Annotated in this window: 29 protein-coding genes and 3 pseudogenes; 19 read left to right on the top strand and 13 right to left on the bottom strand. The window is 61.1% G+C overall.

Features of this window, described 5'->3' with window-relative positions:
* Nucleotides 1-74: 74 nt before the first annotated feature.
* A complete protein-coding gene (locus AC0L14_RS00160) occupies nucleotides 75-293 on the top strand; it encodes a hypothetical protein (RefSeq protein WP_473526365.1) in 219 nt (72 codons plus the stop codon).
* A 16-nt stretch (nucleotides 294-309) separates the two neighbouring features.
* On the opposite strand, the gene AC0L14_RS00155 is transcribed toward AC0L14_RS00160, so the two are convergent.
* Complete coding sequence (locus AC0L14_RS00155) at nucleotides 310-747, bottom strand: CBS domain-containing protein (RefSeq protein WP_473526364.1); 438 nt, start codon at nucleotides 745-747, stop codon at nucleotides 310-312.
* A gap of 317 nt (nucleotides 748-1,064) precedes the next feature.
* Here AC0L14_RS00155 and AC0L14_RS00150 point away from each other — a divergent pair, with 317 nt between their 5' ends.
* Complete coding sequence (locus tag AC0L14_RS00150; protein WP_473526363.1) at nucleotides 1,065-1,475, top strand: DUF427 domain-containing protein; 411 nt, start codon at nucleotides 1,065-1,067, stop codon at nucleotides 1,473-1,475.
* A gap of 45 nt (nucleotides 1,476-1,520) precedes the next feature.
* Here AC0L14_RS00150 and AC0L14_RS00145 read toward each other — a convergent pair whose 3' ends face one another.
* Nucleotides 1,521-1,937: an HD domain-containing protein gene (locus AC0L14_RS00145; protein WP_473484850.1), complete on the bottom strand. Its 417-nt coding sequence runs from the start codon at nucleotides 1,935-1,937 to the stop codon at nucleotides 1,521-1,523.
* Between the two features lie 473 nt (nucleotides 1,938-2,410).
* Here AC0L14_RS00145 and AC0L14_RS00140 point away from each other — a divergent pair, with 473 nt between their 5' ends.
* From AC0L14_RS00140 to AC0L14_RS00120, 5 genes and pseudogenes are all read left to right on the top strand, one after another.
* On the top strand, nucleotides 2,411-3,601 hold the full coding sequence (locus AC0L14_RS00140) for an MFS transporter (RefSeq protein ID WP_473526362.1): 1,191 nt from the start codon (nucleotides 2,411-2,413) through the stop codon (nucleotides 3,599-3,601).
* 38 nt (nucleotides 3,602-3,639) lie between these two features.
* A pseudogene (locus tag AC0L14_RS00135) lies at nucleotides 3,640-3,741 on the top strand ((R)-mandelonitrile lyase); the annotation flags it as partial.
* On the top strand, nucleotides 3,741-4,493 hold the full coding sequence (locus AC0L14_RS00130) for an SDR family oxidoreductase (RefSeq protein WP_473526361.1): 753 nt from the start codon (nucleotides 3,741-3,743) through the stop codon (nucleotides 4,491-4,493). The pseudogene AC0L14_RS00135 and the gene AC0L14_RS00130, both read left to right, overlap by 1 nt.
* Nucleotides 4,494-4,816: 323 nt before the next feature.
* Nucleotides 4,817-5,209, top strand: a complete 393-nt coding sequence (locus tag AC0L14_RS00125; RefSeq protein WP_473526506.1) for a (R)-mandelonitrile lyase — start codon at nucleotides 4,817-4,819, stop codon at nucleotides 5,207-5,209.
* 29 nt (nucleotides 5,210-5,238) lie between these two features.
* Entirely contained in the window at nucleotides 5,239-5,997 is a 759-nt protein-coding gene (locus AC0L14_RS00120; protein ID WP_473526360.1) for a carboxymuconolactone decarboxylase family protein, read from the top strand.
* Nucleotides 5,998-6,092: 95 nt separating this feature from the next.
* On the opposite strand, the gene AC0L14_RS00115 is transcribed toward AC0L14_RS00120, so the two are convergent.
* Nucleotides 6,093-6,989 carry a LysR family transcriptional regulator gene (locus AC0L14_RS00115; protein WP_473526359.1) on the bottom strand — a complete coding sequence of 299 codons (897 nt, stop codon included), beginning with the start codon at nucleotides 6,987-6,989 and terminating at the stop codon, nucleotides 6,093-6,095.
* Nucleotides 6,990-7,149: 160 nt separating this feature from the next.
* Between AC0L14_RS00115 and AC0L14_RS00110 the strand changes: the two genes are divergently transcribed.
* The 3 genes from AC0L14_RS00110 to AC0L14_RS00100 are packed head-to-tail and all read left to right on the top strand — an operon-like array spanning nucleotide 7,150 to nucleotide 10,215.
* Nucleotides 7,150-7,596, top strand: a complete 447-nt coding sequence (locus AC0L14_RS00110; protein WP_473484859.1) for a (2Fe-2S)-binding protein — start codon at nucleotides 7,150-7,152, stop codon at nucleotides 7,594-7,596.
* Nucleotides 7,597-7,606: 10 nt separating this feature from the next.
* The gene (locus AC0L14_RS00105; RefSeq protein WP_473748327.1) at nucleotides 7,607-9,844 is read left to right on the top strand and encodes a xanthine dehydrogenase family protein molybdopterin-binding subunit; all 2,238 of its coding nucleotides are present in this window, start codon (nucleotides 7,607-7,609) and stop codon (nucleotides 9,842-9,844) included.
* 26 nt (nucleotides 9,845-9,870) lie between these two features.
* On the top strand, nucleotides 9,871-10,215 hold the full coding sequence (locus AC0L14_RS00100) for a c-type cytochrome (RefSeq protein WP_473748511.1): 345 nt from the start codon (nucleotides 9,871-9,873) through the stop codon (nucleotides 10,213-10,215).
* A gap of 264 nt (nucleotides 10,216-10,479) precedes the next feature.
* Here the strand turns inward: AC0L14_RS00100 and AC0L14_RS00095 are convergent, their stop codons facing one another.
* A complete protein-coding gene (locus tag AC0L14_RS00095) occupies nucleotides 10,480-10,716 on the bottom strand; it encodes a hypothetical protein (RefSeq protein ID WP_123147252.1) in 237 nt (78 codons plus the stop codon).
* A 170-nt stretch (nucleotides 10,717-10,886) separates the two neighbouring features.
* Between AC0L14_RS00095 and AC0L14_RS00090 the strand changes: the two genes are divergently transcribed.
* The gene (locus tag AC0L14_RS00090; protein WP_473526357.1) at nucleotides 10,887-11,309 is read left to right on the top strand and encodes a hypothetical protein; all 423 of its coding nucleotides are present in this window, start codon (nucleotides 10,887-10,889) and stop codon (nucleotides 11,307-11,309) included.
* 58 nt (nucleotides 11,310-11,367) lie between these two features.
* Here the strand turns inward: AC0L14_RS00090 and AC0L14_RS00085 are convergent, their stop codons facing one another.
* From AC0L14_RS00085 to AC0L14_RS00070, 4 genes are all read right to left on the bottom strand, one after another.
* Nucleotides 11,368-12,774: a PAS domain S-box protein gene (locus AC0L14_RS00085; protein WP_473526356.1), complete on the bottom strand. Its 1,407-nt coding sequence runs from the start codon at nucleotides 12,772-12,774 to the stop codon at nucleotides 11,368-11,370.
* Nucleotides 12,775-13,062: 288 nt separating this feature from the next.
* Nucleotides 13,063-13,227, bottom strand: coding sequence for a DUF3309 family protein (locus AC0L14_RS00080; protein ID WP_077381102.1), 165 nt, complete (start codon nucleotides 13,225-13,227; stop codon nucleotides 13,063-13,065).
* A 301-nt stretch (nucleotides 13,228-13,528) separates the two neighbouring features.
* A complete protein-coding gene (locus AC0L14_RS00075) occupies nucleotides 13,529-13,750 on the bottom strand; it encodes a hypothetical protein (protein ID WP_123147253.1) in 222 nt (73 codons plus the stop codon).
* An 8-nt stretch (nucleotides 13,751-13,758) separates the two neighbouring features.
* The gene (locus tag AC0L14_RS00070) at nucleotides 13,759-13,941 is read right to left on the bottom strand and encodes a hypothetical protein (RefSeq protein WP_123147254.1); all 183 of its coding nucleotides are present in this window, start codon (nucleotides 13,939-13,941) and stop codon (nucleotides 13,759-13,761) included.
* 170 nt (nucleotides 13,942-14,111) lie between these two features.
* Between AC0L14_RS00070 and AC0L14_RS00065 the strand changes: the two genes are divergently transcribed.
* Nucleotides 14,112-14,543, top strand: a complete 432-nt coding sequence (locus tag AC0L14_RS00065; protein ID WP_095491718.1) for a hypothetical protein — start codon at nucleotides 14,112-14,114, stop codon at nucleotides 14,541-14,543.
* Between the two features lie 115 nt (nucleotides 14,544-14,658).
* Here AC0L14_RS00065 and AC0L14_RS00060 read toward each other — a convergent pair.
* A pseudogene (locus AC0L14_RS00060) lies at nucleotides 14,659-14,767 on the bottom strand (DUF4396 domain-containing protein); the annotation flags it as partial.
* Nucleotides 14,768-14,859: 92 nt separating this feature from the next.
* On the opposite strand from AC0L14_RS00060, the gene AC0L14_RS00055 reads away from it, so the two are divergent.
* Complete coding sequence (locus tag AC0L14_RS00055; protein WP_244602683.1) at nucleotides 14,860-15,393, top strand: YbhB/YbcL family Raf kinase inhibitor-like protein; 534 nt, start codon at nucleotides 14,860-14,862, stop codon at nucleotides 15,391-15,393.
* Nucleotides 15,394-15,530: 137 nt separating this feature from the next.
* Here the strand turns inward: AC0L14_RS00055 and AC0L14_RS00050 are convergent, their stop codons facing one another.
* Entirely contained in the window at nucleotides 15,531-16,457 is a 927-nt protein-coding gene (locus AC0L14_RS00050; protein WP_473748326.1) for an NADP-dependent oxidoreductase, read from the bottom strand.
* A gap of 382 nt (nucleotides 16,458-16,839) precedes the next feature.
* On the opposite strand from AC0L14_RS00050, the gene AC0L14_RS00045 reads away from it, so the two are divergent.
* From AC0L14_RS00045 to AC0L14_RS00030, 4 genes and pseudogenes are all read left to right on the top strand, one after another.
* Nucleotides 16,840-17,034 (top strand): sugar phosphorylase, encoded by a 195-nt coding sequence (locus AC0L14_RS00045; protein WP_473748325.1) that lies wholly within the window; start codon nucleotides 16,840-16,842, stop codon nucleotides 17,032-17,034.
* A gap of 77 nt (nucleotides 17,035-17,111) precedes the next feature.
* Complete coding sequence (locus tag AC0L14_RS00040) at nucleotides 17,112-18,512, top strand: Do family serine endopeptidase (protein WP_473748324.1); 1,401 nt, start codon at nucleotides 17,112-17,114, stop codon at nucleotides 18,510-18,512.
* A 160-nt stretch (nucleotides 18,513-18,672) separates the two neighbouring features.
* A pseudogene (locus tag AC0L14_RS00035) lies at nucleotides 18,673-18,786 on the top strand (DUF2267 domain-containing protein); the annotation flags it as partial.
* Nucleotides 18,787-18,799: 13 nt separating this feature from the next.
* On the top strand, nucleotides 18,800-19,264 hold the full coding sequence (locus tag AC0L14_RS00030; protein ID WP_473526352.1) for a YbhB/YbcL family Raf kinase inhibitor-like protein: 465 nt from the start codon (nucleotides 18,800-18,802) through the stop codon (nucleotides 19,262-19,264).
* A 24-nt stretch (nucleotides 19,265-19,288) separates the two neighbouring features.
* Here AC0L14_RS00030 and AC0L14_RS00025 read toward each other — a convergent pair whose 3' ends face one another.
* From AC0L14_RS00025 to AC0L14_RS00015, 3 genes are all read right to left on the bottom strand, one after another.
* Nucleotides 19,289-20,764 (bottom strand): FAD-dependent oxidoreductase, encoded by a 1,476-nt coding sequence (locus AC0L14_RS00025; RefSeq protein ID WP_473748323.1) that lies wholly within the window; start codon nucleotides 20,762-20,764, stop codon nucleotides 19,289-19,291.
* Nucleotides 20,765-20,842: 78 nt separating this feature from the next.
* Entirely contained in the window at nucleotides 20,843-21,085 is a 243-nt protein-coding gene (locus AC0L14_RS00020) for a hypothetical protein (RefSeq protein WP_473748322.1), read from the bottom strand.
* A gap of 33 nt (nucleotides 21,086-21,118) precedes the next feature.
* Nucleotides 21,119-21,286: a Thivi_2564 family membrane protein gene (locus AC0L14_RS00015; protein WP_095519840.1), complete on the bottom strand. Its 168-nt coding sequence runs from the start codon at nucleotides 21,284-21,286 to the stop codon at nucleotides 21,119-21,121.
* A 464-nt stretch (nucleotides 21,287-21,750) separates the two neighbouring features.
* Here AC0L14_RS00015 and AC0L14_RS00010 point away from each other — a divergent pair, with 464 nt between their 5' ends.
* Both AC0L14_RS00010 and AC0L14_RS00005 read left to right on the top strand, forming a co-directional pair.
* Entirely contained in the window at nucleotides 21,751-23,025 is a 1,275-nt protein-coding gene (locus tag AC0L14_RS00010) for a cation:proton antiporter (protein ID WP_473748321.1), read from the top strand.
* 455 nt (nucleotides 23,026-23,480) lie between these two features.
* Nucleotides 23,481-23,854 (top strand): hypothetical protein (locus AC0L14_RS00005; RefSeq protein ID WP_473748320.1); only part of this gene is annotated, 374 nt, incomplete at its 3' end.

Here is a 23,854-nt window from a genome sequence, read left to right as displayed (position 1 = left end):
CGTCTGCGACTGATACCCCGCCTCGGTGTCGCGCAGTCCGTCGCAGGAAGAGTTTATCACGACATGACATCCCGGTGAACGTCTTGCGCCGTCGTGATCCGATGCGTCCAAGTCTGCACGGTCATTTCGCGCTGTCGCGCTTTTTCGGCGCTGGCGGACACAGTGCTTCGGATTCGGATCGTCATCCATGGATTGTTCCTGAACCTTGGCCGAAGAACATCGCAATGCAGAAGGTGCACGGCGGCGCGTCGGCGTTGGCCGACGCGAAACAAGATAGGTTGACCTGGCGCTGACGTGTCGCCGCCTCACTCAGTGAGCAGTCTGCGAATGCTCGCCGCCCGGCTTCGAGATGTCGCTTAAAGCCTCTCCCGCTTCTGCCACTTCGCCACTCGTCGCGAGATCGCCAAGAGAGATGATGCCGACGAGCCGCTTGTCGCGGTTCAGAACCGGAAGCCGACGTACCTGCAGGTCGCCCATGTTTTCAAGCACATGTTCGACGTCTTCGTCATCGAAGCAATATTTGACCTCCGGGCTCATGACATCACGCACCTTCGTGTCAGGTCCCTTACCCAATGCTACGCCGCGGATCGCGATATCACGATCGGTGATCATCCCGACCAGCCGGTCGTGGTCGCCCACGGGCATCACTCCGGCGTCAAGCTTGCCCATGATCTGCGCTACTTCGCGGATGGACTGTTCAGGGTTCGCAACCTGGACATTCCTCGTCATGCAGTTGCCGACTTTCATGGCAATCTCCCTTTAACTTGCGAGGCCCCGCCGCCGGTTTTGGTGTTGACCTAGGAAACGAACTCTTCGGCGGTAACGTTCCCTCGAATCTGAATGCCGCAGGAGGTTTTTCACCTGCAGCCGGAAGGCTGAGAAGGCCCGCGTCGCGGGGACCTTGCGGTATGTCTTTGACGCGAAGTCGAACCACACAACGGCCGCGCTTCACTGCGCCCATCGCCGTAACCGCCGCTTCAGCGACAAACGCCAACGACCGGCCAAACTGGAACCCCGATGGGCGATACGACGTTCCAGGAGATAGGCAGCCACGGAGAAGTCGAATGCAGCCCTTAGCCGCAAATTCCACCAGCCGTCCCGGCGCGCTTACGATTACCCCGTTCAATGGAACCGTAACGGTCAGGTTCTCCGACGCGATTATTGCCTCAACCGAGCGGGCAAAAGTGGTCTATGAAGATGGGCACGATCCCGTCTTCTATATCCCCTTCGAGGATATATATTTCGACCTGCTGGAGAAGACGAACACCACAACGCACTCCCCGCCGAAGGGCACGGCGAGTTACTGGCGGGTCCACGCGGTCGGCGGAGCGGCTGACGACTTCATGTGGGCCTACGAGACGCCCGACACGCCGGCATTGGCCATCGCCCGCCATGGCGCCTTCGATCCCGACAAGGCGCGGATCGATGCCGATCCTGCCGAGGACAAGCGACACACGCCTCACATCCCCGAGTAGACGGCGCTTGAATTTCCACATCGGCCGATCACACCAATCTCTCCGTCATTCGGAGAATTCTTGGTCGATGATCCGCAGGCCGTCTTCATATTTCGATGTCGAGGTGCCAATCTGCCGTGCCTGCCACAGATTGTCGGCGAGATCTGCGCGCTTGACCGGCAGCGCCAATGGGTTGGCTGCTGCTCTGCGCACGAAAGCGAGGTCGTCCTCGTCCGGCCGGCGTGTCATGGCATCGACTGCCGACACGATGGATGTTCCAAAACCAGCCGCCTCGAGCCGATCGCGGTCCCAATTGTCGCTTTTCTCAAGAACGTCGTGAAGGTAGGCAACGGCCTTTTGGTCGAGGGTTTCGACGGCGTCAACGACCCGGCGGCAATGCTCGATATAGGGCCGCCCGGTCTTGTCCGTCTGCCCGGCATGAGCTTGTTCGGCGATTTTTGCCGCGCGGTAAAGCACGCTCATCGTGTGAATCCTTGCGTTGTCCCGATGAAATCCTTTGATTTAATCGTCAATTCGCTGCTGAGTTCCATTCGACGAGACCAGTACTGAGACTCACCATTGCTCCTGTCCCACGGTGCGGCAGGCCAATCCCGCAGCAAACCCCAGCCAAGCCGCTGCGTCGACCTATAGTTGTATTGTTGCACCAGGCTGCCAGGCTCATCAAAGCAGCCGACACGCAATGCGATTTCTTGCGGCTAAGCGTCGTAGGCAAGGCTGAGTGGAGACCCGCCGCCTTGCAGAAGCCTCTGCGGGCGCGCATGACCGTTCTTCACCTATACAGAAGGGGGGATGGTTCCAGTGGCCATTCATGGCCCGGATCGATAAGTCCAAGTGGATTGATCGGTCTAATGCGATCGACATAGGGACGCTATTTCCAGGGCGAGCGGTGAACTGGCGGCGTGAACGAGCCGCCTGCGCTTGTCAGGACGCCTATCATGGAAACCACCTACGACACCCGGATTTTAGATGACCGCACGGCGTGGGGCGCGGTGCTGTCGATGGCGCTGTGCGTCTCCGTCCTGATCGCGTCGGAGTTCATGCCGGTCAGCCTGCTCTCTCCGATCGCCGTGGATCTCAGCATCACAGAGGGCCGGACAGGCCAGGCCATCTCGATCTCTGGGGCTTTTGCCGTGGTTACCAGCTTGCTGGTCGCCGGCCTTACGCGCCGGATCGACCGCAAGCTTGTCGTGACCGGCTTCACGGTGCTCCTGATCGTTTCCGGTCTCGCGGTGACCTTTGCGCCTAACTTCGCGTTCCTGATGGTCGGCGGTGCGCTGCTTGGCGTGGCGATCGGTGGCTTCTGGTCGATGTCGACCTCGATCGTCATGCGCCTCGTATCGGAAGACCGCGTCCCGAAGGATCTCGCCATGCTGAACGCCGGGAACGCGATCGCAGCTACGATTGCCGCTCCGCTGGGAAGCTTCCTCGGGGCCCATGTCGGCTGGCGGGGCGCCTTCTTCCTCGTCGTGCCTCTCGGCTCGTTGGCGCTCGTCTGGCAGTGGATCAGCCTGCCGCCGCTGCCCCCGCGCGGAAGGAAGGCATCCGGCAACGCGCTGGCGCTGCTTGGCCGCCGCGCGGTCGCGCTTGGCATGGCCTCGATCCTGTTCCTCTTCATGGGCCAGTTCGCACTCTTCACCTACCTACGCCCCTTCCTTGAGGGCGTCACTGGACTCGGCATTTCCGCGCTCTCTGCCATGCTCCTCGTCATGGGCCTGGCGGGTGTTGCAGGCACGTGGTGCATCGGACGGCTGTTGCGAACCCGATTGTTCAGCGTCTTGGTCGTCATCCCGCTCGTGATGTCGATACTTGCCATCGCGCTGATTGCCCTCGGATCAATGCCCATCCCCGTTTCGCTGCTTCTCCTCGCCTGGGGCTTCTTCGGCACCGCCGCCCCCGTGGGATGGGGGACCTGGCTGAGCCGTACGCTGCCCGACGACGCGGAGGCGGGAGGCGGCCTCCAGGTCGCCACCATTCAGCTCGCCATCACGAGTGGCGCGGCGATCGGAGGAATGCTCTTCGACACGATCGGTTGGTGGGGCGCGTTCGCGTTCGGCGCGACGCTGCTATGCGGTTCCTCACTGCTCGGCCTCGCCGCATGGCGCACAACCCTGAGGTTTTTGCCATGATCAAGCCGTCCACCCTCAGTCGCCGGGCATTGCTCGGCGACGTGGCAATGACCCACATCGCAATCCAGGAAGTCCAGGACGGCAAAGTCGTGGACTGGATGGAGCACGTTACCGACGAACAATACCAAGGAGACCAGTGATGACCGATACGATCAAGAACAAGGTCGTGATTATCACCGGCGCATCATCCGGCATCGGCGAAGCGACGGCGAAGTTGCTCGCGAGCAAGGGTGCCAAGGTCGTGCTCGGCGCGCGGCGAGAGGAAAAACTGAAGCAGATCGCCGACGAGATCGGAAAGGTCGGTGGTCAGGCCGTCTACAAGGAGTTGGACGTAACCAAACCGTCCGACAACGACGCGGTCGTAAAGCTTGCCAAGGATACGTTCGGCCGCGTCGATGTCATCTTCCTGAATGCCGGGCTCATGCCGAACTCGCCGCTATCCGCGCTGAAGACCGACGACTGGCACCAGATGGTCGACGTGAACATCAAGGGTGTTCTGAACGGCATCGCGGCGGTACTGCCAGCCTTCATCGAACAGAAGTCCGGGCATGTCATCGCGACATCATCGGTTGCGGGGCTCAAGGCCTATCCGGGCGGTGCTGTGTATGGCGGGACAAAATGGTTCGTCCGCGACTTCATGGAGGTCCTGCGGATGGAGTCCGCCATGGAGGGGACGAACATCCGCACCGCGACGATCTATCCGGCCGCGATCAACACCGAGCTGCTGAACACTATTAGCCAGAGGCAAACGCTCGACCAGATGCAGAACACGTATGACAAATACGGGATCTCGCCGGACCGGATTGCCAATGTCGTGGCCTTCGCTATCGGCCAGCCCGAGGACACGACCATCAACGAGTTCACGGTGGGGCCGGCAAACCAGCCCTGGTAAGGCGGGGATGGATCGTGTGGTTACGGGCAAGATCAAGCAGCGTCTTCGATCCCGAACTGCCGCTAGCCCAGGTTGCGGATGCCTACCGCGCCATGGACGGGCGGCGGGCAGTCAAAATGCTGCTTCGGGTCTGACTAGCGGCCGACGGACGACGGTGAACGCGCCTGTATAGCAACCGGTCCGGCGGACGCAGAGACCGAAGGACTTGCCGTGCGCTGGCCCTTGAATGTCTCATGAACGGAGAAAAGACGATGACGAATGCCCTGTCTTTGATTGCCACGACGCTGGTGCTGCTCACTTCCGCTGCCGCCCAGGCTCAGGCAATGCAGGTCTCGCCCAACGGGTCACGCGTTTCCGTACTGGGTTCTGCGGAAACGTTCACCGGCACCGTCACGGTCACGCCGCTGTTCGCGCCCAACGAGCACAGCAATGCCGGCGGCGGCCTGGTCGAGTTCACACCGGGCGCTCGCTCGTACTGGCACACGCATCCGGCAGGCCAGACGCTGATCGTTACGGCGGGTGCGGGCTGGGTCCAGGAAGAAGGCGGAGAGAAGATCGCCATCCAGCCCGGCGACGTCATTTCGACCCCGCCCGGGGTGAAGCACTGGCACGGCGAAGCCGCCGAAAGCTCCATGAGCCACATCGCGATAAAGCCTGCGCGGGACGGCAATGTCGTCGAGTGGCTCGAGCCCGTCACCGACGACCAGTACCGCTGATCCCGAACCCGAGACGCAAGGAGAAGATCATGAAATCCATTGCAGCTCTTGCGCTGGCCATGACCGTTGCACCTGTCGCCGGCAATGCAGCTTCAGGCGCCAATGACGATGTCTCGTCCGTAGCGCCTGCTCTCGAGCGGTATGAACAGGAAACTCTCGAGAAGGGGCTCTGGGTGCGGCCGGGCTTGTCCGCGCGCGACCGAAGTGTCGTTACGGTCGCGGCCGCCATCACGCGCAACCAGACGGGTCTCATGCCCGAGCAAATCCGCCGCGCACTCGACAACGGGGTCAAACCCGCCGAACTCTCGGAGATCATCACGCATCTCGCCTTCTACGCAGGCTGGGGCAATGCCATGGCGGCAGTCGACGCGGCCAGGCCCGTCTATGCCGAGCGAGGCATCGGCGCCAACCAGCTTCCGGCAGCCGCCCCGACGCTGCTTCCGCTCGATGAGGCAAAGGAGGCCCGGCGTGCCGCGAGCGTCGAGCAGACCACCGGCCCGGCCTCTCCGGGCCTGGTGCGAGACACCCGCGAGGTGCTGTTCCGCGATCTGTGGCTGCGCCCGGACCTTGCGCCGCGTGACCGCAGCCTGGTCACGGTCAGCGCGCTGATTTCTGCCGGCCAGGTCGCTCAGGTGCCGTTCCACTTGAACCGCGCCATGGATAACGGACTGACCCGCGAGGAGGCCTCCGAGGTCATCAGCCATCTCGCATACTATGCCGGTTGGCCGAATGCATTTTCGGCAGCGCCGGTCGCGCGGGAGATTTTCGAGAAGCGTACGAACCCTTAAGGGCGGCAGGGCACGAGGTCAGCGGATGATCAGGCCGGCATATCAAATGACGCTTCCGCCATGTTGAGCGACCGCTGGAGGAGGCCGCAGCGCTTTCAGGCCCCGCCATAGCGCAGGGCATCGACGATGACTTTGAAGGCCGGCAGGTTCTGCCGTCGGCTCGGGTAATAGACGTAGTAGCCCGGGAATTTCGGGCACCAGTCATCGAGCACCTGCACGAGATCGCCAGATGCGATGTGACGGTCGACGAGGTCCTCCGGCACGAAGGCGATGCCGTAACCCTTCAAAGCCGCATCGACCATGGCGTAGGAGGCGTTGAAGGTGAGCTGCCCATCCACCCGGACGCGAAGCTCATGACCGTCCTTTTCGAATTCCCAGGCATAGAGCCCGCCGCCACGAGTCTGGCGCATGTTCATACAGTTGTGCCCAATCAACTCCTGCGGGTGGCGAGGCGGAGGATGCTCGGCGAAATAGTCAGGAGACGCGACCGCCACCATGCGCCAGTCCGGACCGATGCGGATCGCAATCATGTCCTTCTCGACGCTTTCACCCAACCGTACCCCCGCGTCGAACCCATCTTCGACGATGTTGCGCAGCCCGTTGTCGATGCTCAGTTCCAGCTTGATGTCGGGATAATCTGCGAGCGCCGGCCTGAGCTTCGGCCAGACGAGGCTGTCGAACGCGTGATCCGAAAGGGTCAGCCGGATTGTTCCGGCAGGCTTATCGCGGAACTCCATCAGCGAGGCGATCTCCGCTTCGATTTCCGCAACACGCGGTGCAAGCGACTGCCGTAGGCGCTCGCCGGCCTCGGTCGTCGCCACGCTGCGGGTCGTGCGCGTGAGCAGCCTAATGCCCATACGCGTTTCCAACCGCTTGATCGTGTGGCTGAGGGTGGACTGCGTTATGCCGAGCTTTGCGGCGGCGCGCGTGAAGCTCTTTTCCTCGGCAACGGCCAGGAACCACAAAAGGTCGTTGAAGTCTTCCTTGGCCATACCGTTTTCCCAAACCGATCGCTGAAGATTTATGTCTCCAATCGATCAATGCAAGCGAATTAGCGCCCCTAATGCTCTTGATCGGGAGCGGCTACCCTGCAGGTCCGACAAGCCAACAGCCAGTCGTGTTGGCTTTCCCGCGAACCAAAAGGTGAAGGCCATGGAACTGACCATTAACGGCTCGACATTTCAGGTCGACGTCGAACCGGATACGCCGCTGCTCTGGGTAGTACGCGACACGCTGGGCATGACCGGCACGAAGTATGGCTGCGGCGTCGCCCAGTGCGGCGCATGCACGGTGCTGATCGACGGACAGGCCACGCGATCCTGCGTGACGACGGTGGACAGCGTCGTCGGGATGGCGATCACGACGATCGAGGCGATCGAGCAGGATACCGAGGGCAGGAAGGTGGTCGAGGCGTGGCTCGCCAATCAGGTGCCGCAATGCGGCTACTGCCAGTCCGGCCAGGTGATGGCTGCCACAGCGCTCCTCAAGCAGACTGCGCAGCCCACCGAGGACGACATCGCCGGCGCGATGGTGAACCTCTGCCGCTGCGGCACCTACAACGCGATTTCGGCTGCCGTCCGGCAGGCCGCCCAGGCGTGAGGAGGAAACCATGAACGACATGACTCCTAGTCGGAACCACTGGTCCACAGGCAGCGAGGAGGGTCCGCTCAACATCTCGCGCCGCAGCTTTCTCGGTGGCGCCGCAGCGCTCGTCTTATCCGTCACGGTGCCAGTCGGAAGCGCCCGGACGCAGGCCGCCGCATCCATCACGCCCGGAGCTCGCGTCAGTGCCTTTCTGGAAATCCGCCCTGATAGCACCGTGCTGTTCCGCAGTGCCTTCATCGAGGGCGGACAGGGCATCTTCACCGCCATGGCGCAGATTGTCGGTGAGGAGTTGGATGTCGATCCCGTGAACTTCACGGTCGAGGGAGCGCCTCCCGGTCCCGATTATCTCCTGACCGGCGGCGGCCGCTTCACCGGCGGCAGTATGTCGGTGCGCATGAGCTACGAGACCATGCGCAAGCTCGGCGCCTCGGCACGCCAGATGCTGCTGCAGGCAGCGGCCGCGCGGCTCGGGCTGTCCATCTCGGAGCTATCCACCGAACCGGGCCGCGTGGTCCATGCAGCGTCCGGGCGGGCGATCCCTTACGGCGAGATCGCCGATGCGGCCGCCGATCTGTCGGTACCGACGGATGTCGTGCTGCGATCTCGCGACGATTTCCGCTGGATTGGCAAGCCCGTTCGCCGGCTCGACGGGCGCGAGAAGTCGACGGGACGCGCGCAGTATGGGATCGACCTCAAGGTGGACGGTATGCTTCACGCCGCCGTCCAGCACAGCCCGCGTCTCGGCGGGGAGCCGGGCGCCTTGACGAACGAGGCCGAGGTTCAGGCCATGCCCGGCGTGCACTCGATTCACCGCTTGCCTGGGGCCGTGGCGGTCGTCGCCGACACCTGGTGGCGAGCGCGCCGCGCGGTGGAAGCTCTGCAGGTGACCTGGACGGAGCCTGCGGCTGCAACGCCTCGCGCCATGCCGGCTGATTTCGCCTCCGAGACCCACAAGGCAATGTTGAAGTCGACACCCGGAGACGGCGTCGCTTTCGAGCAGGAAGGCGACGCCGCAGGCACCCTTGCCGGCGCAGCGCGGATTGTGGAGGCGACCTATGACGCTCCCTACCTCGTGCACGGGCAGCTCGAGCCGCCCTCGGCGATCGCGCATTGGAATGCGGACGGGACTCTCGAGCTTTGGATCCCAAACCAGGCGCCCGAGATGTTCCAGGCCGAGGCTGCAAAGGTCGCCGGCATCGAGCCGGGCAAGGTGATCATCCACTCCCCTATGCTCGGCGGCTTCTTCGGGCGGCATTTCCTCTATCAGACGGCCAACCCGTTCCCGCAGGCGATCCTGCTAGCGAAGGCGGCAGGTCGTCCCGTCAAGCTCATCTGGAGCCGCGAGGAGGAATTCCTGCGCGACACGTTGAGACCAATGGGGGTCGCCCGTTTCCGCGCCGGTCTCGACGGCGACGGTTTGCCGGTCGCTCTGGATGCCGTTGCGGTGGGTGAAGGTCCGACAGGACGTTGGTTCGGCCGCCAGCCGGACAAGGTGGACAGCTCCGCCGTCGAAGGCATCGCGGGTAAAGTCTATGCGATTCCGAACCGGCGCGTCGGCCAGGTTCACGTCGACGACCCGGCGATCATCGGATTCTGGCGGTCGGTTGGTCATTCGATGAACGACTTCTTCTACGAGACGTTCTTCGATGAAATGGCCGACGCAGGTCAGCAGGACCCCTACGAACTGCGGCTGCGGCTTCTCGCGGACAGACCGCGCCACAGCAATCTTCTGCAGGCAGTCGTCGATCTGTCCGGGGGCTGGAAGCGCGGTCCCTTCGCGGCAGAGGACGGCAGCCGCCGCGCGCGCGGCGTCGCGATGGCCTCGCCCTTCGGCAGCGAGGTGGCGACGATCGCCGAAGTCTCGCTGCGCGACGGCGAGGTCGTCGTGCACCAGATCTGGGTGGCGATCGATCCCGGAAGCATCGTCAATCCGGCCATCATCGAGGCGCAGGTGAACTCGGCGGTCGCACTTGGCCTGTCCTCGGCGCTGCTGGAGGAAGTCGTCTATGTCGACGGCATGCCGCAGGCGCGCAATTTCGACGGCTATCCGATCCTGCCGCCAGACCGCATGCCGCGCGTGCATGTTCGCATCGTCGAAAGCGGTGCGCCGATGGGCGGCATCGGCGAGCCTGGCCTGCCCGGCGTGCCGCCGGCAGTGGTAAATGCCGCCTCGGTGCTCACGGGCCAGCGTATCCGCAGCCTGCCCCTCTCGAAGCTCGACCTGAAGGGCATGGAAGGATGAGGAATCTAGTACTACCTGCCTTGACGATGATTGCAGCAAGCTGGGCAACGGATCTGTCCGTTGCCCAGGAGGCGGATCCCGGTTCAGGAGAGCGCCTGTTCCGGCAGCGCTGCGGGGCCTGCCACCAGATCGCGACCACCCGGAACGGTGCCGGACCTCACCTGCAGGGCGTCGTCGGCCGCGCCGCCGCCAGCGTCGAAGGCTTCAACTACTCGCCCGCCCTGCGCGACTCCGGCATCACCTGGACGTCCGAGACGCTGGAAACCTACCTCGCGAATCCGACTGCCATGGTGGGCGGCACACGAATGGTTCAGCGCTTCAACAATGCCGAGGAGCGGCGCGCCATCATCGAATTCCTGAACAGCATGTAGCGCGGCGCCAGAGCCTGTTCGGGCAGCGCTTGATTCCCCGGTGTCCCCCGACTTTTCGAGGCTGTAATTGATGGCCAGGCCGCCACCGACCGTAGGTAGCGCCTGTTTGTGCCGGCCTAGCATTTCATCTACTTTGAAGCCGGCCATATCTGGCGAGACGGCCAATGCATGTCGCGCAAAAGTGTGCAGCGGTTTTGCGATAACAACATGCATAAAACGACAACCTAAAGCGCGTCGCGTGAGGCCGGTCGAACGCGACGCGCTTTAGTCGCGAGACGGTCCATCAACAATCCCGGAATTGGGCAGAATTCCAAAATCCTGTGACTTTGCACCTTGTGCCGCGATCAAAAATCCGTCGGCGTGGAGACCGCGCCGCAGCAACTCTCTGACGGCCGCCGATCGGCTTGGCATGCGCCTTTCGAAGCGCCAGTTTTCCAGTGCAGCCAATTCATCAGCAGTCAGCATGATCTGCAGTCGTTCGGGTCTTTCCAGTTCGGCCATTTCTGCCTCCAGCCGCTCAAAGTTAGTATTTAACTAAGAGTTAGGGAAAGGCTGAGTGTGCGTCAAGGTCGGTCAATAAGCCGTTGGCGTGAAAGGCCCGGAGTTAATGTGAGGCGTCGATTGCGTATCCTGCGTGATATACTAACTGCTTGATTTTACAAGAAAATTTTATGGATTTCAGCTTGTTATTTGAGCCGATCTGGCGCATGCTGATCCCGAGGGACAAACCGCTCCTGAAAGGAGGGTTCTCCATGAGAGACGGTTATTCGGTTCGTTTGTGTCATGACGTCGACCGGCAAGTGTGGGCAGCCGCCCGGTGCAAGGGGATAGTCAATGTCACTGGGGTGGCTGAGACCGTTCGGCTGCGAAACCTCGCCGAAAACGTTGCGCTTGAAGACATCGAATGCCTGGTGTTGCAAGCCGCCCAGTTCTACGGGGCAGCCATGGAGTTCGACAGCCTGACCGTCTTCGAATTGGCTAACGTCCATCGGCTCTCAGTTCATCGCGATGCTTTGCCTGGGAGAGGCAACCTCGACGTTGTGGAGGACAGGGCAGTTTCGCTCTATCTTCGCCAGCCGGACCGAATGCAGTAAGTCCGGCTGAGCGTCAGCACAGTCGGTCGGCGGGAAGCGCTCAGCTTCCCGGGCGCTTTCAATCGGCCGCGTTATCCTGCATCGACGCCTGGACGAAATGCAACGGCGCTTCGAGCGTCCAGGTGACGCCTTGCTCGTGGAACTCCAGCCGCCCGCTGCCGCTGAGCGCTTGTGGCGCCACGCGCTCGAGGACGACCGCTCCGAAACCGCGCCCCCTGACAGCGTCCAGGATCGGCCCGTCCAACTCACGCCAGACCAGTCGAAAGGTGTCGGCGCCGTCGCCGGCAGGGATCACATTCCAATCGATTTCGACGCGTCCGCCGTTGCAGGACAGCGCTCCATGTTTTGCCGAATTGGTGGCGAGTTCGTGAAAGGCTATGCCGAGATACTGCACGGCATTCGGCTGCAGAATCAGCATTGGCCCGGCCATCGATACGCGGGACTGCGCTGCAAAGGCCTTGAGCTGTGCCTTGATGAGTTCGCCGACCGTGGCGCCGCGCCACTCGGCATTGACCAGGAGATCATGGGATTCCGAAAGCGCCGTGATGCGCTCCCGGACCTGCCCGAGGAAAGCCTCAGGTGTGCTCGTCAGCTTGCTGGTCTCGCGGATCATCGAGATGATGACCGAGAACTGGTTCTTCACCCTATGGTTGACTTCGCGCATGAGCAGACGGATGCGCCGTTCGTTCTCCTTGTGGGAACTGATGTCGCGCGCGATCTTGGAGGCGCCGACGACCCTCCCGATGGCGTCGCGGATCGGCGAGACGGTGAGCGAGACGGAAACGAGCGTGCCGTCCTTGCGCAGGCGCATCGTCTCATAGGAGGGGACGCGTTCGCCGGCGCGGATGCGGCTGATGATCGAGACTTCCTCGTCGAGACGATCGGGCGGAATGAGCATCGTCACCGGCCGGCCGATCGCCTCGGCAGGCGTGTAGCCGAACAGGCGTTCTGCAGCGTCGTTCCAGCTGGTGATAATGCCATTCATGTCCTTCGAGACGATGGCGTCCATCGACGACTCGACAATGGCGGCAAGACGCATGCGGGCTTCATCGCCCAGCGTCTGCGTGCGCAGGTCGAGCAGCGTGTTGATCGCACCGACAACATTGCCCGCTTCGTCGCGAAGCAGGCGTGGGTGAGCCCTGAATGGGACGAGTTCGCCATCCGGCCGCTCCGCAATCGCCTGGTCCCATGAGACATCCCGTCCTTCGCGCAGCGCCACGGCCATCGGACACTCGCCATGCGCCATATCCCGACCGTCCAGGTGACGAAGCTTCCACGAGCCGCACCATAGGTCCCGACCGACAACAGGACGATGGCCCCAGAGCTCGGCTGCGGCTTCGTTGAAGAAGGTGATGCGTCCCTGTTCGTCGACGGTGTAAATGGCAACGGGCAGTGCCTGCATCAGATCGGCAGGCGGAATCCCTGGAACTCCGAGGCCGATATCCGCTTGTTCAACGAAGTTCACGTTGGGGCGCCATTCTCGTGGATTTCTGCAGCGGACATAATGCCCTTGAGCGATTTCGGTTCCGTCGGGACAATCACGTGCGCCCCTTTGCCCGCAGCCGCGGCGACATTCCCGGACGAGGCCTAAAGCGCGTCGCGTTCGACCGACCTCAACCGACCTCACGCGACGCGCTTTAGGTTGTTGTTTTCATGCATGTCGTTATCGCAAAACCGCTGCGCACTTTTGCGCGACATGCATTAGAGCGACACCGGATCAACGCTGAAGTTTGTCCGCCTAATCGTGCGGGCACTAAATGCGTCCGAGAAGGACCAGGATAATCAAGATCAGCAGAACGAGACCGAGGCCGCCACCGCCATAATAGCCAGTGCCGTAGAACGGCCCGCCACCCAGACCGCTGAACCCGCCAAGCAAGATAAGGATCAAAATGATGATGAGTATGGTTCCGAGGCTCATGGTGGTTCTCCCATTCTTGCGCTGCCGCACCATACAAGGGCACGCCCATGCGCCTGTTGATGACGGTATGAACTCCCAGAGGGGCTTCCTGTTCCACCGGAAGTAGCATCGTTGTCGCTCGTCTAGCGGGAAAAGCCGGTAGGCTCACGAGAAAGCCCACCGGCCGGGAGCCAGCGGGCCCGGACCACTGCGCCAGGCGGTGCTCACAGTCAGACGGCCTGATGATGTTCGGCGCCTCGGATTTTCATGCGAAAATGCGAGGCGCCACGCCGCAGGCTTCAACGAAGACGTGAATAATCATTCACCTTCCTTGGCGTGCCGGTCGGGTGCCGCCGCCCTTCTTTTCGGGGTCATGAGTATGGTGGCTGTCGCGTTCGCCTCCGCCGCCTGAGATCTTGCTGCGGCTGCGCAGATCGGAATCGGCTGGCGGCTTTTCTATCACCAGCGGCTCCTTGGCATTTTCGTGCGATGCGCCAGGACCGCCATGGCGGATGCTGGCGCGGGTCTTCTTCGACGTGGACATGAAATCACCTAACGGTCCTGCTGGTGGCCCTGATGGGTCGTATTGACTTTCGTGTTGCCCTGCTGGCCCTGTTTGTCGGGATTTGGGGCGGAATGGCTGTGCTGCGTCTGGTCGACAGGAACCGACTTCCTGTCGCCCGGACCCTTAGGACTCTGGTTCTCGGCCGGAACGGGTGGTGGTTTTGTGCTCATGACGTTCTCCTTTCACTAGCAAAAACAAGCAGGCCCCCGAGAAGGTTCCTGAAACGAACCGTGCGAGGGGCAAACTTCTAACATTGCCAATTCCGGCCTTGTCGGCGCGTCGCAGCGCAATAATCTTTTGTTAGGGCGTGGGCACTTCGACCTATCGAAAGGAGCCGACCATGAAACACCAAACACTCGACCAACTGCAGACAATTGCAAAAGTTGAGCCCTCGGCGACATACCCGACCATGTCTCGGACGCAGCGGATCGAGCGTTGGGCAAAGCTTCTCGAACAAAATCCACGGCGTTGCCTTGGAGCGCTTTCAGGCACCGAATATCTCAGTCCTGAAGCCCGTGCTGTAGCGCGTGGCGCTGGCTCGCCGATCACTGTTGCCTATGAAGATCCGGTGCTGCGCGCCATGGGTCTGAAAGATGATACCTACGGTGAGGCAAAGCGCTTCTTCGAACTCAGTGACTGGCAGTTGCACAACATCGTCTGTCACTGCCACGTCGGTGCTACGATGCAAGCGCGATGGGCTGCCGCCAGAGTTCGTCGGACAATTACCGGCAACAGACTTCTGGCTTGGCTGAGGGCAAGGTTTGTGCATTGAGGCCAGCGCAGAACGGTGACGACAAGTCTTGATCGTTCTCGTTCGCGACTGGCCGCCAGATGCTGGTGGCATTGCCGGCAACGCAGTGGATGGTGGAGCCGATGCCGTGCTTTCAGAGCGGCCGGGTGAAGACCTCATGCTCGCCCGGTCGGGGCTCATTGTCGGCGAGCACAAATTCGAGCGGACCCCATCTAAAGGGTGACCAGGATGAAGCTCGACTTCATGTGAACACGGCCCGCGCTCATACGATCCATACCACCACATATGCATCGCTCTCGGAGGAACAATAGCTGGTTGTGGTTGTTGGGATCGTCTGATGGAAGAAGGCAGCTACGAGAGCGCCCAGCGCCTCTATTTCGACGAGTCTAGCCGAGCAAGGAAGAAAGTGATGGCGTTCACTTTGACCAGTCCCGCCTTTCAGAACGGCCAGCCCATTCCGGATCGTCATGCCCGGCGCGGCGATAATCTCTCTCCGTTTCTGGAATGGAGCGATCCGCCGCCGGGCACTCGGAGCTACGTGCTCGTAATGGAAGATACGGATGCACCGTCACAGGCGTCCCGGCATTGGGTCGTCTACGACATCGGCGGAGACCGGCGTCATTTGGCCGAAGGGCGGAGTTCCAAAGCGCGAACCGAGGACCTGCCTCATGGCTTCAATGATTTCGGTAATCTTCACTACGATGGACCCGACCAGCATCCGGGCGGTAAGCCACACACCTACCGCTTCAGGCTCGCGGCCCTTGGCATTGCCAATCTTCCCATCGGCCCGGAACCCGATGCCCTGGTCGTGTGGCAGGCTGCCCGTGAAAACATGTTGGGTGAGGCGGAATTAATCGGCACTTACGGATGAATCAGCGCCAAGCAGCTTCGTTCTTCTGCTCGTAATGGCTGAATGCGGTCCGCAGTCAGTTGCCCGTCGGCACGGCTTGTCCGCAGAATTGGTTCACTTTGAACTTGAACATTCCGGGGAACTTCGAGCATCCGGGCTCAGGCGGCCACCTGAAGCACGATCTTGCCGCGCGTATGCTCGCTCTCCAGCCGTTCCTCGGCCTTAGCGACCTCCTCCAGAGGATAAGTCACCTGCACGAACGGAGTTACCTTGCCGGCGTCAATGAGGCGGCTGATCCTCGCGAGCTGCGCCGCATTTGGCTCAGCCAGATAAGAAACGCCACGCGCCTGATGCAGGCGTGCCTGTTCGGCCGAGGGCTCAGAAACGGTGGAAACAAGTACCCCGCCTGGCTTCAGTACACTCCAGGAGCGGTCCTGTGTGTCGCCCGCGACCAGATCGAAAACCATATCGATGTCTTCGACCTCATCCTCGAAGCGCTGGTTCTTGTAGTCGACGGCCTGGTCGGCGCCAAGCTCGCGGACGAAATCGAAATCTTCGGCAGCAACGGTCGTCACGACAAATGCGCCCGCAGCCTTGGCAAACTGAATCGCCAGATGTCCGACACCGCCGGCGCCGCCATGGATGAGAACCCGCTGCCCGGATTTGAGGTCGCCGTGGTCGAAAAGCCCCTGCCATGCTGTAATCCCCGCAAGCGGCACGGCGGCGGCTTCCACATGGCTTAGACGTTCCGGTTTTGCCGCCGCTTCCGTCGCCTTGACCACGACGTATTCGGCGTTGCCACCGCGGTCGTTGCCAAGCATGGCAAACATCGGATCGCCCTTCTTCAACGTATGCGCCCGCGTGCCGCACAGCTCCACCACGCCCGATACGTCGCGGCCGAGCGTAACGGGCAGATCCCCGCCCACCGAACCCTCGCGGGTCTTGTAGTCGACGGGATTGACGCTTGCTGCGCAGACCTTGAGCGTGACCTCGTCGTCACGGGGCTGAGGCATGGGAACGTCATCCAGCGACAGAACCTCTGGCCCGCCAAAACTATGAACACGGACTGCTTTCATGGTCGTCATGGGTCTCCTCCTCGTTTCGGGGTCCAGCGCAGGTCCGGAAACAGGACGAGCATCGGGTAAATGGGATACCCTGCGATCCTGGCAGTCGAGCGCGGATTTTCACCAAGCGCTGGGGACATCATCTTCCATTCAATCCGCTTCAAATCCTTGCCCACCTAACCGGATTGCGGGCTGGAAGTTCCAATGAACTTCCGAGGTCGGGTCGTGGCATTCAAAGAACCGTTCTCTCGGGCTCTACGAGAGACCTTTGCGCAGAGACATCCTGTGACATTCCCGCAAATCTCGTCCCTGTGACATGCCCGCAGATCTCGTCGGGGAACCTTTCTTGAGGGACATGGTTGGAGTGTGCGGCCGAAAGAATCCAGGCCCAAGGAGGTTTGCCATGAGGCTTCGCGAGTTGATGGACCAAGTGAAGAACCTGCCACCGGACACTCTGGTCTGTGCCGCCGAGATTGACGAGGCCTTTGCGGCCAACATTGCTGGCATAGAAACAGTAGACAGTGCCTGGATCGAAAGCCGCAAACCGGATGGCACCGAAGCTGTCGAGCTCGCCAACGAAACGACAAGGTTGTCGTAATCCGCTGGTGAGCCGCTTGCTCATGCTGGAACGGTCATATGCTTGATCACTGAACGCTGAAGGAGTCGCAGACCACCATGTCTCCGGTGTTGAACAAAAGACTCTGCGCCGGCCTGATCACCGGAATTCTGATGCTCTCGGCCGGCGGCTTTGCTCCGGTCGTAGCCCAGGAAATCCCGAACGACTTCACGGCGATCGTGCGCCAGAAAATTCCGGCCGTGGTCGCGATAACCACCCGACAGATTATCCAGGACCAGACGACATTGAACGATTTTCTCGGCCCTTTCGGCGGCCCTGAACCGGTGCAACCGCAGGTGCGGGAGGCTCTTGGCTCCGGCTTCGTGATCAGCCCAGAGGGCTATATCGTCACCAACAACCATGTTGTTGCCGACGCGACTGAGATCCACGTTGTTTTTTCGGACAAGGAAACTTCGCCCGCCCAACTGGTTGGCCGCGATCCGGAGACCGACATCGCCGTGCTTAAGGTCGATCCACGGCCCAATATGATGACGACCGCCTGGGGTGACTCCGATGCAGTACAACCCGGCGCATGGACGATCGCGATCGGCAGTCCGTTCGGGCTCGGAGGGACCGTCACCGTCGGCGTGCTTTCGGCCCGTTCGCGCGACATTCAGGCCGGTCCTTACGACGACTTTCTCCAGACGGACGCCTCAATCAATCGGGGCAATTCCGGCGGTCCCCTGTTCAATGCGCGCGGCGAAGTCATCGGGGTCAATTCGGCCATCGTGTCCCCTTCAGGCGGCAGCATAGGAATTGGCTTTGCGATACCATCCCGCACCGCCCGGAGCATCGTCGACCAGTTGATCCGCACCGGCCGGATTGAGCGTGGCTTCATCGGGGTGCGCCTCCAGGAGGTCACCCCGTCGCTTGCCGAGGCGCTTGGAGTAGCTGGCAGCAATGGAGCGCTGGTCGCTTCGGTCGAACCCGGCAGTCCGGCGGAGAAGGCGGGCATACAGGCGGGAGACGTGATTACGCGTTTTAACGGCAAGGACATCCGGAGCGTCCACGATCTGACGCTCGCGGTTGCGAGCCAAAAGCCGGGGACAAAGACGACGCTCACAAGGAACCGCGGGGGCAGCCAACAGGAAATAGCTCTGACCGTCGGTCAGCGCGACGATGAGGAGGTACAAAGTGGCGCCGTACCAAAGCAGGAAACGGCAGATGCGCGTCTTGGATTGTCACTCAGCCCGATCCCCGACGAGGCGCGCCAGCAGCTCGGACTCCAGCCGGGCACCACCGGGGTTTTCGTGCAAGAAGTGGCGCCGAACGGCCTCGCCGGCCAAAACGGCCTCCGGCCTGGGGACGTGATCGTCTCGGCCAACAACCGGAATGTGACACAGCCATCGGACGTCCAGGAGGAGTGGGCGAAATCCCGCCAGCAGAACAAGCCCATATTGTTCCGCATCGACAGGCAGGGGGAGTCGCTTTTCGTTGCCGTGGCCATGCCCAAATCTTGACGGGAACGCATCGAGCGTAAGCTTGGCCGGATAGATCGCACGCTTTCGCAAGAGATCGCCTCTTAGGCTGACAAACGGGGCTGGCACCGGGAACAACAGCCGACCAAGGCCGTTTCGTCGAATGAGTCATTCGAACAGCTAGCAAAAAAAGGAGGCTTCGATGAGCGCCACCGGACTCGACGTATTCGACAAGACGCTGCAGACCACAAACATCTGGCTCGACGAGATCATGGCCGAGATGGGACCGGATCGGCAGATCGCATGGCATGTTCTTTGAGGAAATGGAAATGCCACTTACCCTTATCAGCCCGGCGTTCCCGGCTGGCGGGAAAATCCCTGAAAGGTACACCCGTGACGGCCAGAACGTCTCGCCGCCGCTGAAGTGGTCCGGTGTTCCGGATGGTGCGAAAAGCCTTGTTCTTGTCGTGCAGGATCCCGACGCGCCGAGCGGGATTTTCGGGCACTGGGCGGTGTTCAATATCCCGCCCGATGCCAGCGAACTCGCCGAGGCGCAGGATGGCAAGCCAGGTCCGTCGGCACTTCGCCAAGGCACCAACGATTTCGGCAATGCCTATTACGACGGCCCGCAGCCGCCAGTGGGACATGGCGTCCATCATTATTATTTCCGGCTGGCCGCGCTCGACGTGCCGAGTCTCAGTGTGCCGGGACAGGCGGGCGTGCAGTCTGTCTGGAAGGAAGCCAAGAAGCATGCGCTGGAGCAGACCGAGCTGGTCGGAACCTACGCACGGTAACGCCGGGCCGTGTCAGTCGCCCTTTTACAGCGCGGCCGGGGCAAGCGGTTTTCGAGCCGGGCCATGGATGACCGAACCGTCGGCGGCGAAAATCGAGCCATGGCAAGGACAATCCCAGGTGTTGTCCGCGTTGTTCCAGGTCACGGTGCAGCCCTTGTGGGTGCATGTCGCCGAAACGGGGTGGAGTACCCCTTCAGTGTCTCTCCACGCCGCGATCTTTTCGTCACCCCTGACGATCACACCGCCCATGCCGGGCACGATGTCGTCGAGGCTTGAGACAATCGATTGGCTACGGCCATTCTTATGAAAGTCCTCGGGATAACACCGCGCCGGGTCATAGAGCCTTTGCCATGGGCTCGACCGAGCGCAGATCAAATCCGCGATCATCGTGCCTGCGGCCGTTCCATTGGTGATGCCCCAGGCGTTGAATCCCGTGGCGATATGAAAACCGGAGGCTTTGTCCGGATCGGGTTCGCCGGCATACGGAACTCTATCGGCCGTATCATAGTCCTCGTTACACCAGCGCCACGCAACGTCCCCAACGGGAAGGTTCATTCTTGCCCATTGTTCCAGCTCGACGAACCGTTTCGCCACGTCGCCGTCCTGGCCCGTGTCAAACTTGGGGCCGAGCGCGACCAGCAGCGGCCCTTCGGCATCGCGGCCGTTGCGGATGGAATGCGTCGGATCGTCGATGCCGATGAACATGCCGTCGACAGCAAGAGGGTCATCGATCCGAAACGCCATGGCAATGTGGCAGCGCGGCTGGGTCCGGTTCGCCATTCCGACGGGGCTCTTCACCGTCATGTTGGTGGCGACGACCACATGCTCGGCGTGAACGGCGCCGCTGTCGGTGACGACGCGCCAGCGGCTTGCCTCGCCGATCGAGATCGCGCGGCTGTTCTCGAAAATCCGTCCGCCACGGGCCGTCGTCGCTTGAGCCAGGCCAACCAGATACATCGCCGGATTGAACTGAGCCTGGTCGGAAAAACGCAGAGCGGCGGCCGTTTCGAAAGGCAGCGGCGCGCGCTCCAGAACATCGGCGTCCAGCCCAACTTGGCGCGCGGCCTCTGCCTCGGCCACGATCTCCGCGCGCCGGCTTGCATCGCAGGTGTAGGTATAGGCGTCCTTGGCCTCGAGATCGCAGGGAATGGCATGGTTGCGAACCGATTCCCGGATCTGGACGGCGCCGGCGGAGTTCGCATCGGCATAGGCTTGCGCCAGGTCCCGCCCGAAAGTGTCGATGAGATGGCGATAGATCAGCGCGTGCTGCGTCGTGATCTTGGCCGTCGAGCGGCCGGTCACCTGGCCGCCTGTCCGCAGGCCTTCGATGACGATCACCGACCGACCGGCCTCGCAAAGTCGAAGCGCCGTCGTCAGCCCGACAATCCCGGCGCCCACGACAACGGCATCGGCATGGATCGAGCCCTCGAGCGGGGGATAGTTCGTAGCGGTGGCTGCCGCCACCCAACAGCTTCCCGGTTTTCCCGAAAGAATGGCCATTTCACCGGCGTCCCATGCGTTTCGAGGCATCTCCTCGACAACCCGCGCCGGCGCGAAAACGTTCCGGATTTACCGTCTTCAGTCGTTGTTTGGCCGTCCGGAAGACACAAACGCACCGGGAAGATGCGAGGTGCAAGCCATCACCCGATCGTATTCGTCGCTGCGCGCCGCAGCGCGTCGGCGCGCAGCGACATGTTGGCCCCGATCGGGTTGCCCGCAGGCCCAAAAATCCAGGAAGGCGATGATGAGCCTGAGGCGTAGCTTGCCCGCTTCGGCGATGAGGAAATCAATTTTCTGCATGACGTTCGCGCCGTGTTCCACGACAGCCCCACGGCCTATCGCGCGCGTGGTGGCTTAAAACACCGCGAGGTACTTCAGCAGCGAAATGATGCCGATAATGATCACGATAATCTGGGCAATCTGACGAGTACGACCATCAAGCGGCAGCCGGTTGACAAGATACAGCACCAGCACGATTACGAGGAAAGTGATCAGAATACTGATCAAAGGAGTGCCGGCCATTGTCCCTCCGTGGCACGAAGAAAACAAGCCAGCAACACCGCGTTGCGTGGTCGAAGATTCCCCCATGCAGACACAAGCCCTAGCACTCAGTGCGTGATTCGAACAGCCTGGCTAGTGGTGTCGATAAACCGGCTTTGTCGATATCTCTGGGTGGACACACGATAGTAGGTGACGGCGCGTGATCTTGCTGATCCCCGGCGGTGTCAAACTGCAAACCAGCGTTTGCATTTGCTCACTCGCCAATAATAGGCGAATGATTCAACGACATGATGCGATCTTCTCCAGCAGAAAAGCGAGCTGCCCTTAGGCCGGACAGCAGTTCCATGTCCGTGTTACGATGGCGTCGGTCGAGCGACGCGCTGGGGAAGCACATGGCGGGCGAGTATTGGGTGAGGTGTGCCTGTTTGCGCTCGGGTTGGAAGCAGGTTGGCGCTTCGAACATGCGTTCAACGGTCTAAACCCACATGCAGTCCGATGCCCTCCTCTTGGCGGTTTTTGGAGCAATCGTGCTCGTTACGGCCTGGCTACCCATGCTTCTCAGGAAGCTTCCGCTTTCGCTGCCAATGGTTTGCATCGGGATCGGGGTTCTTTTGGTTTGGTCACCATTCTCTCCGCTCGTCGGGGTGAACCCACTTGAGAACCGGGTACTAACCGAACGCCTCACAGAGTTGGTTGTCATCGTCGCCCTTATGGGGGCAGGCCTGAAGCTGGACCGGCCAGTGAGTTGGCGGGGTTGGGAGTCGTCATGGCGCCTCCTCGGCATCGCCATGCCTCTGACGATCGCAGGAATTGCATTTCTCGGCTGGTCAATGCTCGGGCTTGGCCTTGCCGCAGCACTTCTGCTTGGGGCTGCTTTGGCGCCAACTGATCCTGTTCTGGCAAGCGACATACAGGTTGGTCCACCTCAATCCGGCAAGGAGGATGACGTGCGCTTTGCTCTTACCTCCGAGGCCGGCCTCAATGATGGAGCGGCGTTTCCGTTCGTCTATCTCGCCATCGCAATTGCGCTGTCCAGTGAGTCGGGCGAGCCTTACTTCACACGCTGGCTCGCCGTGGATGTTCTATGGAAGATCGCCGCAGGCGTTGGTATCGGATGGCTGGGCGGAAAAGTCATGGGCTACCTTACGTTTCATCTACCAAAACGGTCGGGTTTGTCAGAGACGAGAGACGGCTTTGTTGCGCTCGGTATCACCTGCCTTGCGTACGGCTCGACCGAAATGCTTCACGGCTACGGCTTCCTTGCAGTGTTCATCGCGGCCGTGGCGCTACGGTCCGTCGAGCGGCAGCACGAGTATCATGAGAGCTTGCACGACTTCGCGGAGCAGATTGAGCGATTGCTGATGATGGTCCTGCTGGTCTGCTTTGGGGCAGCCATCGCAGAAGGGTCGATTTTTGGCGCCTTGAGTTGGCAGGTGATCGTCATTACCGCCCTGGTGCTGTTCGTTGTACGACCGATCGCGGCGTGGGTTGGGCTAATCGGTTTTCCGGTGTCATCACGCGAAAAGGCTGTGATTGCTTTTTTTGGAATACGCGGCCTTGGGTCGTTCTACTACCTCGCATTTGCACTCGGGCAGGCTGAATTCGACGGTGCGACAATTCTTTGGGTAACGGTCTGCTTCACCGTTTTGAGTTCAATTGTTATGCATGGCGTTATGGTCACCCCGGTCATGCACCAGTTGGACCGCGGCCGACCACGCTCTTGGATGAGGATGCCCCGCGCTCGGCCAAGACAGAACTAACGCGTTTGGCGGCTCTACAGTATCCGCGCCTAGCGAAACAACGATGCGTGATCGACCCAATCGCAACGCTGGCAAGCGGATTTTGTTGCCCCAGTTGGCGGAATTACTGTCCGTCCACTGGGCTAATATGAGCCGGCCTCTGGAGCAAATTGGTGCGTAAGGGAGAGAGTATCGCGTCGACGGGCTGCCTTCATTGAGCCTTGCCAGCCTTTCGTTAGTTCGCCTTGTCTCTAAGCGCCGTCCTTAGCAACCCGGCGACAACTATGGCCACGATTACCGGCGCGCAACATCGGGCTGACTGAGGCCGTTGTCTTTGCGAGCCGCATGGCAGGGCCTAAAGAAGAGCTCGAGGTATAGGATGACCCGCATCCAGTATTCTGGCGATAAACCAATTCGTACCTTGTTTTCTCCTGTGCAAGTGCGAACGATGGCATGGATTGATTCGGAGCTTGTCTATGCGTGGACTGCGAGTGGCCCTGGCTGCGGTGATCTTGACCATTTCAGTCAGTTCTGGACTCGCCGATGACAATTCTCCCTTTATCTATTTTGCGACCCAAGATCCTTTCACAGATGGTCTGCCGACGAAGAATGATGTCTATGTCTTTGGTGGCGTGTTTGCGAGCGGGGCCTTCGGGGATACGATCAACGTTTTTGGTGCCGACTACACGGACAACTATATAATCGGGGCCGCATACGGTCGCGATCTCGTCGATATAGGCGCTGGGTTCGTTCTTGGTGGCGTCACCGGCGCGGCGATAGTCGTCCGTGAAGAAAGCGATTTTCGCGTCAACCTTGAAAGTGATCTGCGTTGGAGCGCTTTGTCCCAACT

This window comes from Mesorhizobium sp. WSM4841, assembly GCF_055811515.1.
Note: the sequence above shows the minus strand (reverse complement) of the source record. Positions and strands in the feature narration are given on the sequence as shown.